General features: G+C 64.1%; 7 protein-coding genes. All 7 read left to right on the forward strand.

All coding sequences use genetic code 11. The features are described 5' to 3' along the window. Window positions 1-42 precede the first annotated feature (42 nt). The 7 genes from ACF8RA_RS07255 to ACF8RA_RS07285 are packed head-to-tail and all read left to right on the forward strand — an operon-like array spanning window position 43 to window position 9,404. Window positions 43-2,067, forward strand: coding sequence for a capsular polysaccharide biosynthesis protein (locus tag ACF8RA_RS07255; RefSeq protein WP_392518985.1), 2,025 nt, complete (start codon window positions 43-45; stop codon window positions 2,065-2,067). Then, on the forward strand, window positions 2,007-3,326 hold the full coding sequence (locus ACF8RA_RS07260) for a capsular biosynthesis protein (RefSeq protein ID WP_354668543.1): 1,320 nt from the start codon (window positions 2,007-2,009) through the stop codon (window positions 3,324-3,326). Before ACF8RA_RS07255 ends, ACF8RA_RS07260 begins: the two co-directional genes overlap by 61 nt. Continuing rightward, on the forward strand, window positions 3,323-4,099 hold the full coding sequence (locus ACF8RA_RS07265) for an SDR family oxidoreductase (RefSeq protein ID WP_209964217.1): 777 nt from the start codon (window positions 3,323-3,325) through the stop codon (window positions 4,097-4,099). The genes ACF8RA_RS07260 and ACF8RA_RS07265 overlap by 4 nt, the downstream gene beginning before the upstream one ends. 7 nt (window positions 4,100-4,106) lie before the next feature. After that, window positions 4,107-5,642: an LTA synthase family protein gene (locus tag ACF8RA_RS07270; protein ID WP_392460480.1), complete on the forward strand. Its 1,536-nt coding sequence runs from the start codon at window positions 4,107-4,109 to the stop codon at window positions 5,640-5,642. Between the two features lie 4 nt (window positions 5,643-5,646). Further along, complete coding sequence (locus tag ACF8RA_RS07275) at window positions 5,647-6,213, forward strand: GNAT family N-acetyltransferase (protein WP_121162019.1); 567 nt, start codon at window positions 5,647-5,649, stop codon at window positions 6,211-6,213. Further along, complete coding sequence (locus ACF8RA_RS07280) at window positions 6,213-8,357, forward strand: capsular polysaccharide biosynthesis protein (protein ID WP_392518986.1); 2,145 nt, start codon at window positions 6,213-6,215, stop codon at window positions 8,355-8,357. Before ACF8RA_RS07275 ends, ACF8RA_RS07280 begins: the two co-directional genes overlap by 1 nt. Window positions 8,358-8,360: 3 nt before the next feature. Further along, the gene (locus ACF8RA_RS07285) at window positions 8,361-9,404 is read left to right on the forward strand and encodes a phytanoyl-CoA dioxygenase family protein (RefSeq protein ID WP_392518987.1); all 1,044 of its coding nucleotides are present in this window, start codon (window positions 8,361-8,363) and stop codon (window positions 9,402-9,404) included. The last annotated feature ends 156 nt before the right edge of the window (window positions 9,405-9,560 follow it).

Raw genomic sequence — 9,560 nt, forward strand, 5'->3', positions numbered from 1 at the left:
CCTTGTCGCCCCTCATCTGCCAATGGATGCTGCTTCGCGTTTATGGATGACGTTTCGCCCCGCCCTCGCCTGCTAATCCTGTCAAAGGGCGCCCAGGCCATCAGCACGCTGCCTGCCTTGTTGCCCGACTACGTTCTTCAGAACGGCGTTGCGCGTGACGCGCAGCATGCCGACTGGCTTATGGCCTGGGGCCGGAAACCCAGTGCAATCAAGGCAATGGCCGAAGCACAGAAAGCGCGTAAGCCTGTCTTGACACTTGAAGACGGTTTCGTTCGCTCGGTGGGGTTAGGTGCCGATGAGCCGCCTCTGTCATTGATCGTGGACGACGTGGGCGTCTATTACGATGCCAGCCAGCCTTCCAGGCTCGAACAACTGATTGCCACCCCTCTTGATGCGGAACAGACGCGACGCGCCTTGGCCCTTCGTGACCTTTGGCAGCAGCAGCGGGTTTCGAAGTACAACGATGCCCGTATCGAGCTGCCAGAGCTTCCTGAGAACTGTGTGTTGGTCGCTGACCAGACTAGTGGCGATGCTTCACTGCAGGGCGCCGGCGCTGAAGATTTCCGGGCAATGCTTGACGCGGCTTTGGCGCGCTATCCGGACAGCACGATCGTGCTCAAGGTACACCCGGATGTAGTCGCAGGCCGCAAGCAAGGACACTTCGATCTTACTGCACTGGCAAGCAACCCTCGGGTACAGATACTTGCGCGCAATGCCCACCCGGCCGACCTGCTGCCACACATGCGCGCCGTTTTTGTGATGACTTCGCAGCTCGGCTTTGATGCCCTGCTGTGGAATGTGCCAGTACACACTTGGGGCATGCCGTTTTACGCCGGTTGGGGCCTGACCGAAGACCGCTTGCCCGCACCGTCACGACGCCACCCAGTGCCCTTGACGCAATTGATTCATGCCACTCTGGTGGGCTACCCACGTTACGTTTGCCCAGAGCGGGGCGTACCGTGCTCCCCGGAGCTACTGATCAACTGGCTTGGTCTGCAAAGACGTCACCGCAGCGTACTGCCGACCTCCGTGCAAATGCTGGGATTCAGCCGCTGGAAAGAGCCACTGGTTGAAATGTTCTTCAACGGCGCAGAAATTCGCTTCGTGAAGCCCGAAAATCCGCTGACGCAAGACCTGCCGGTGGTAGCCTGGGGCTGTAAACACGATGATGACCTGAACACGCACCCTCACCCGGTCAAACGGGTCGAGGATGGCTTTCTACGCTCTGTAGGGCTCGGCGCAGGCAAGGCAAGACCGCTGTCGTGGGTGCTCGATGATATTGGCATCTACTACGACGCCACGCGACCTTCGCGTCTGGAGCGCATTCTTGCGACAGAGCAGTTCGACGCGCAGTTGCTTGGCCGTGCCCAGTCGCTACGAAAGGCGATATGTGCTGCCGGGCTGACCAAATACAATTTGCCAGGCTCTAGCTGGAGTCGCCCTGTCGGCGCAGCAAAGGTCATCCTGGTCACCGGCCAGGTGGAAGACGACGCCTCCATTCGATTTGGCGGTAACAGCATACGCAGCAACCTGCAATTGCTGAAAGCTGTGCGCGCACAGAACCCCAGCGCATGGCTCCTGTACAAGCCCCACCCGGAAGTGCTGGCTGGCACCCGTGCCCGTGGCGGTGACGAAGAGCAAACCGTGCACTGGTGCGATGAAGTCATTGGCAACACGCCACTCCAGCAGTTGCTGGAAGTCGTCGATGAAGTGCACGTACTGACCTCACAGTCTGGTTTTGAAGCACTGCTGCGCGGCGTGCCTGTCACCACCTATGGCCAGCCGTTCTATGCCGGCTGGGGCTTGACCCGTGACATGGACCTGTCAACGGATGTAAAAGCCCGACGCAGCCGCAAACTAAGCCTGGACGAACTGGTTGCCGGCACACTCCTGCTTTACCCCACCTATGTAAGCCGCATCACCAATCGGTTTACCACCCCTGAACAGACCTTGTACGAATTACAGAATTGGCACGCGCTAACGCCGCAGCCAGGAGCCCCCTCTCGATGGCAGGACTTGAAACGACGCTTGAGCAGTTTGTTGGGCATGAAGCGCCCGACCAACTGAATGCAAGGGCGACGCGTGGTCCTCTGCTGCGCGCTCCCACCGGCAATTTCCTATTCCTACAAGGCGTCAGCTCGCCTTTTTTCGCGCGCCTGGCGAAAGCCTTACGTGATATTGGCCAGTATGTGCACAGCGTGCGCTTTAATGTGGGCGATGAACTGTATGGTGCTGATGGCCCGAACATGGCCTGCCCTGGCAAAGCTGATGACCTGGAAGCATGGTATGCAGGGGTTTTCCGCCAGCTGGACATCACTGATCTCGTACTGTTTGGCGACTGCCGCCCCGTGCACCGCACGGCGATAAAACTCGCGCGTTTGCAGGGCATTCGGGTACATGTATTCGAAGAAGGCTACTTCCGGCCCTACTGGATCACCCTGGAGCGCGATGGCGTCAATAACAACTCGCGCTTGCCACGGGACCCTGACTGGTATCGCGAGGTCGGCAAACACATTCCTCGCTACCAGAACGGCAATCCCTTCAAACTGTCTTTTGCAGCCCGTGCCGCTCACGACGTGCTTTATCACGCTGGCGGAGCGTTGAATGCTCTGTTCTATCCCAAGTATCAAACCCACGCCCCCTTCAACGCGGCTGTGGAGTACATGGGTTACGTCCGCCAAGGCCTGCGCCTGCTCCGCGCCCGCAGCCGCGATGACGCGCTGGTCGCCGATGTCGCCCGTGAGCGCCAGCCCACCTACCTGCTGCCGCTGCAGTTGGACAGCGACGCGCAGATCCGCGATCACTCGCCGTTCGACAACATGACCCAGGTCATCGAGCACGTGATCGACTCGTTCTCGCTGCACGCCCCGCTCAATGCCCGTCTGCTGGTCAAGAACCATCCGTTGACGCCTGGCCTGGTCAACTACCGGCGCGTCACCGAGGCACTGGCCCGCGAATACGACGTGGCCGACCGGGTCGAGTTCATGGAAAGCGGGCATATGCCAACCTTGCTCTCGCACATCAATGGCATGATTACCGTCAACAGCACCGCCGGGGCTTCGGCGCTGCTGCACGGGCGCCCGACCATCACCTTGGCCGACCCTATCTACGCCATGCCCGGCCTTACCCACCAAGGCAGCCTGGCAGATTTCTGGCACACCCCGGACATGCCGGACATCAAGCTCTTCCATCGCTTCCGCAACACCGTCATCCACACCACCCAGGTCAACGGCGGCTTCTACACCGCCTGCGGCATGGACATGGCCGTGGCCAACTGCCTGGAAGTGCTGATGGCGAAAACCTCAAGAATCGAAAAATACCTATGAGTTCGCATGCCTCACCCCGCTGCATCCTCATCACCGGCGCCACAGGCGGTATCGGTGGCGCGCTGGCGCCTGCCTACGCCGCCCCGGGGGTGACGCTGATCCTGCAAGGCCGGCGCCAGGACCGCCTGGCCGAAATGGCCGAACAATGCCGCGCCCTGGGTGCCCAGGTGTTGCTGGAAGCCCTCGACGTGCGCGATCTGGACGCCCTGCGGGCCATGGTTCGCCGGATAAGCGAACAGCATCAGCCCGACCTGGTGCTGGTGGGCGCCGGGCTTAACACCGCCGTGGGCGCCAATGGCGAAGCGGAAGACTGGGACGACAGCCGCGCCCTGATGGAAGTGAACGTGATGGCCGCCCTGGCCACTGTCGAGGCCGCCCTGCCCGCCATGCGCAGCCGTGGCGACGGGCAGATCGCCCTGTTCAGCTCGCTGGCGGGCTGGCGTGGTTTGCCGGTCACACCGACCTACAGCGCCAGCAAGGCCGCCATCCGTGTGTACGGCGAGGCCATCCGCGACTGGCTGGCGCCGGAAGGGGTGAAAGTGAATGTGATTGTGCCGGGGTATGTGGAGTCGAAGATGTGCTTCGAAATGCCCGGGCCTAAACCTTTTCTGTGGACCGCCGACAAAGCGGCCAGGCGTATCAAGCGCGGGCTGGCAGCGAACCAGGCGCGTATCAGCTTTCCGTTCCCGCTCAACCTGGGCACCTGGCTGCTGGGGCTTATCCCGCAGTGGCTTTCTTCGATGATCCTGCGTGGGTTGAAGTACAGTGATTGATGTTTCCATGTTGCCGGTCGCCTTGATCGGCCTGGGCTTGACCGTCGCGGTCGAGCGCCTGCTGGTTCCCCGCCCTGCCCTGCGTCGCCCGGCCGATTGCTGGCTGCTGCACGCGGGGCTGTGGTGTGTGGCCTTCGGGCTGTTGTATGCACTGACGGCGCGGCCGTTGTTCAGTGGCGTGAATGTGTTGCTGCTGTGGCTGCTGATCGTGCTGGTAAGCAACGCCAAGTATCACTCGCTGCGCGAGCCGTTTGTGTGCGCAGATTTCGAGTATTTCAGCGATGCAGTGAAGTTTCCGCGGTTGTACTTGCCGTTCTTTGGCTTTGGCAAGGCCGCGCTGCTGGCGGTGGGCTTTCTGGTTTACCTGTGGGCGGGGTTGAGCTTCGAGGTGCCGGGCGCGCGGCTTGAGGCGTTGCTGCCGCTGGCGCTGGGCCTGGGCTTGCTGCGCCTGGGGCATCGGCCTGTGCGGCCGAGCTTTGATGCCGAGCGGGATGTGCGCGGCTGGGGCCTGGCGGCCAGTTTGTGGCGGTACTTCTGGGCGGCGCGGGCGCCGGTGGATCGCGACGGGCTAGGCTCGCCGTTTGCGGGTGGGGCTGTGCCAGCCTCTTCGCAGCCGCCAGCGGCCCAGGCCGAGGCGCTGCCGGACTTGGTCTCGGTGCAGAGCGAGTCGTTCTTCGATGTGCGTGGGCTGTGGCCTGGCGTGCGCCCGCAAGTGCTCGACCAGTACGACCTGTTGGCCAGCCAGGCGCTGGCCCGGGGCAAACTGCAGGTGGCAGCCTGGGGCGCCAATACGGTGCGTACCGAGTTCGCCTACCTTACCGGCATCCCCGCCGACCGGCTGGGCGTGCACCGCTTCAACCCGTACCGGGTGCTGGCCCGCCAAGGCCTGCCCAGTATCGCCTCCAGGCTCAAGGCGCAGGGGTACCGGACCATTTGCATCCACCCGTACGATGGTGGTTTCTATGGCCGCAACAAGGTGCTGCCGGCCTTGGGCTTTGATGAATTCATCGATGTGAAGGCGTTCAACGCTTCGCAAAAGGCCGGGCCGTTCATTGGTGATTGCGCCGTGGCAGACAAAATCCGCGCGCTGCTGCAGGCGCCAGGCCGCACCCAGCCGCTGTTCATCCATGCGGTCACCATGGAAAACCATGGCCCGTTGCACCTGGAAAGCGTAGCCGCGCACGAGCTGCCCGCCTGGTTCGACCGCCCGCTGCAACCGGGCATGAAAGACCTGGCGCCCTACCTGCGGCACATCGGCAATGCCGACCGCATGCTGGGCATGCTGCGCGAAACCTTGCTGGCCCAGCCGAACGAGGCGCTGCTGTGCTTCTTTGGCGACCATGTGCCGATTTTGCCCGAGGTGTACCAGGCTGTCGGTGCGCCCGCGGGGGATACCGACTACCTGGTGTGGTCCAACCGCCGCCAGCCTGGCTGCGGGGCCAGGCCAATGCCGGTGCAGCAGCTTTCCAGCACATTGCTGGCCCATGCCTTGGCGCCGGCAACCCGCCAGGACACGCCTATGGCCAGTGCCGGGGTAGCCTGACAACGTGGTGCGTATCGTTTTGGGATCGGACCTGTCGCCGGAGCGTGCCGCAGACCCTGCCTTGGCCCGCTTGCTGACCGAGGGGCGGGGGTCGCTGGCGTTTCTGATTGGCAATACGGCCTGCCGCTATCGCCTGCTGGGGGCGGCTATCCACTGGGACCGTGTGCTGCTGGCCTTCGATGGCGAGCAGGCACTGGGCTTTGCCGCGCTCAAGCATGGCCGGCGCGGGCCGTTTGCCTTGCACTGGCGGCCGTTCGTGCGTGAGTTCGGCGTGTTGAGTGGCTGGGTGCGGTTTATCGGGTTCTGCCTGAGCGAGCTGCGCGAATGGCGCTACCCGTTCTTGCTGTACGGGCTGCGGGTCAGCAAGGCCGCACGCCAGCAAGGCGTGGGCTCGGCGCTGGTGCAGGCGTGCTGCGCGCACGCCGCCGGCCAGGGCTTTACCCAGGTAGAGCTGGAGGTGCCGCTGAGCAATCATCGGGCGCAGCACCTGTACCTGCATAATGGCTTTGCCCTGCGCCGCAAGCGCTGGGTGCCGTTCCCGCCGGTGCGCAACATGTGGCGGGCTGTGTAATGCACAACACACCGCCCTTTGTACCCCACCCGCCCGAAGGTTACGTACCGCCCGATGCCCTGGTAGACGGCAGCGGCTGGGTCGGCATCATGTCGCAATGGGTGGCCTGGAAGGTCCTGCACCTGCCGCAGTTCCTCGGCCCGGAAGGCCCGCCCTTCTGGCTGTGGCGCCGTGGCCGCAAGGCGCCCAAAGGGCTCAAGGCCATTGCCGGTATCGGCTACAAGCAGTCGTCGGCCCATGCCCGGGTGCTGTGCCAGCGCTGGGGGCTGCCCTACATTGCGCTGGAAGACGGTTTTTTGCGTTCATCTTCGTTGGGCATCGAGGGCGATACGCCGATGTCCATGGTGGTCGACCCGGTGGGCATCCACTACCTGGCAGACCGCCCGTCGCTGCTGGAAAACATCCTGCAGCAGCCCGAGGCGCTCAGCGCATACGAACTCGATTGCGCCCGCGAACTGATTGCCTTGATGCGCAGCAGCGGCATCGGCAAGTACAACAACGCCCAGGACCTGCCTGAGGAGGACCCGTTGGGCCGCACGCGGCCGCTGGTGCTGGTGGTGGACCAGACTGCCGGGGATTATTCGATCCCGGGTGGCGGGCTATGCGAAGCCGACTACGTGCGAATGCTGGATGAGGCCCTGGCAGAAAACCCGGATGCCGACGTGCGCGTGCGCATTCACCCGGACTGCCTGGGCGGGCAAAAGCCCAGTTGCCTGCTGGATGCCGCGCGGGCCCGTGGGGTCACGCTGGAGGCGCGGCCGGTTGCCTGGGCGTCACTGGCCCGGCGTGCCCGGCGCGTGTACGTGGGCACCAGCCAGGCCGGGCTGGAGGCGTTGATCCAGGGCGTGCCGGTCACCTGCTTCGGGCTGCCGTTCTATGCGGGCTGGGGGCTGACCGATGACCGCATGGCCATTGCTCGCCGGCAGGCACGGCCAGACCTTGTGCAACTGGTGGCGGCGGCCTATGTGCGTTACTGCCGTTATGTCGACCCATTGAGCGGCCAATTGACCGATGCCTTGACCGTTGCCCGCCAGTTGGCCAGCAAGAAAGCCCGCGATGCTGCGTTTGCCGGCCCCACCACGGTACTGGGCGTGAAGCGGCACAAGCAGCACAACATCCGGCGGTTTTTCGCAAGCCGTTGGGGGCAGTTGCGCTTCAGCGTGGACAGCCCGCAACTGATAAGCCAGGTAGCGGCCGAACAGGGCCGGCTGCTGGTGTGGGCTGCGCGCGAGCCGGCCGGTCTGGCCGAACGTGCGCGCCAGGCGGGGGTGCCACTGTGGCGGGTCGAGGATGGTTTCTTGCGCTCCACGGGGTTGGGGGCAACCAACAGCCCGGCGCTGTCACTGGTGCTGGACCGGGGTGGCATTCATTACGATGCGCAGTCTGCCAGCGACCTGGAGCAGCTGTTGCAGCAGGGCGAATTTGACGCCCCATGCCTGGCCGAAGCGGCGCGCTTGCGGGCGCAGATCGTTGCCAGCGGCACCAGCAAGTTCAACCTGCGCAGCAATGTGCGCCCGGCCTTGCTGGGGCAGCCGGGCCAGCTGCGGATACTGGTGGTGGGCCAGGTCGAGGATGACGCCTCGGCGCTGTGCAGCGGTGGCGGTGCCGGGTGCAACCTGCGCCTGCTGCAACAGGTGCGCGCGCGGTTGCCGGATGCCTGGATTCTGTACAAGCCGCACCCCGACGTGGAGGCCGGCAAGCGCCGCGGGCACATCGCCCCGGCACAGCTGATGGGGCTGGCCGATCAGGTCCTGGCGGGCGTGGACATCGCCAGCCTGTATGGCCAGGTCGATGCACTGCATACGCTCAGTTCCACCGCCGGTTTCGAAGCCTTGCTGCGCGGGCTGCCGGTGGTCACCTATGGCACGCCGTTCTATGCCGGCTGGGGCCTGACCGAGGACCATCAGCCCTTGCCGCGCCGCACCCGGCGTTTAACCCTGGACCAGTTGGTAGCCGGCGCCTTGTTGCGCTATGCGCGCTATGCCGACGTCCAGCAAGACCTGCCCTGCGATGCCTGGCACGCCCTCGCCTGCCTCAACGCGCCACACCCGGCGCGGGTGGCCTATCGGCGAGTGGCGCCGTTGCTCAACTATACCCGGACCATGCTCGGCTGTGGCCGGCCATTGGCCCCATCAAAGGACTAGATCATGCCTGTTTCGATCAAGGACATCGGCCGTTACGCGGCACTCCCCTGGCATTGCCTGCAGTTGGCTACCCATGCCAAGTCGTTCGAGAACAACCCGGTGCTGGGCAGCGCCCGGCTTAATGCCCTGGGCCTGCATGTGCAGCGTCGTCAGTTGGCGATGGCCATGGCAGGTTACCGTCGCAATGCGCTGGCATCGCGGCTGGATGCCGGGGAGCGCGCGCATTTTGAGCAGAACGGTTTTTTCATTCGTGAAAACGCCCTGCCTACCGAGCAGTTTGCAGCCTTGCGCGCCGAGTTGGGTGCATTGCGCAGCACCGGCTGGGAAATGCGCCAGGGCCGCGCGGTTACCCGCCGGGTCAGCCTTGACCAGGACGTGCTGGCGCAAAACCCGGCCAGTGCGGCGTTTGTGGCGGACCGTGGGGTACGCGACCTGATTGCGTATGCGTCGTCCAATACCGGTGGCATTACCTACCAGTTGCAGTCGATCGTGATCGACGCCGCCAATGCCGACCAGGACCCGCAGACCCGCCTGCATGCCGACACCTTTCACCCTACGGCGAAGGCGTGGTTGTTCCTGGACGATGTGGCGGATGACCAAGGGCCGTTCAGTTATGTGCCGGGTTCGCACCGCCTGACGCCGGAGCGTTTGGCCTGGGAGTATCGTCAAAGCCTGGGGGCTGCGCGCTCCAGCGAGCAGATGCACCGTGAGGGTTCGTTCCGTATCGACGAGCCCGAGCTGGCTGCCCTCGGTTTGCCGCCGCCCCGTCGCTTTGCGGTGCCAGCCAACACCCTGGTGGTGGCGGATACCTCTGGTTTCCATGCCCGCTGCGCGAGCCACCAGGCCAGCCACCGCGTCGAAATTTATGCCAGCCTGCGGCGTAACCCGTTCATCCCCTGGCGCGGGGCGCACCTGTTTGCGTTGCCATGGATCGCCAACCACCACATGCGTTGGGATATCCGGTTGAAGCAGTTGATGGGGTTTGGCAAGAAGAGCCATTGGCGGTTTGTGGAGCAGTTGAATGCGTATGAGGCGCCGCATATCTGACCCACGCCCAGTCCCCCCGGCCCGGTGGCTGAACGCAACCCGTCGTAGGAGCGGGTTTACCCGCGAAAGGGCCGGGCCTGCTGGCCAATATCCCTGGCCGGTCACCGTTGCTGCCGCCACCGTATTCGCGGGTGAACCCGCTCCTACGCTGATCGG

It is taken from the genome of Pseudomonas sp. FYR_5, assembly GCF_043106315.1.
Classification (GTDB): domain Bacteria; phylum Pseudomonadota; class Gammaproteobacteria; order Pseudomonadales; family Pseudomonadaceae; genus Aquipseudomonas; species Aquipseudomonas putida_Y.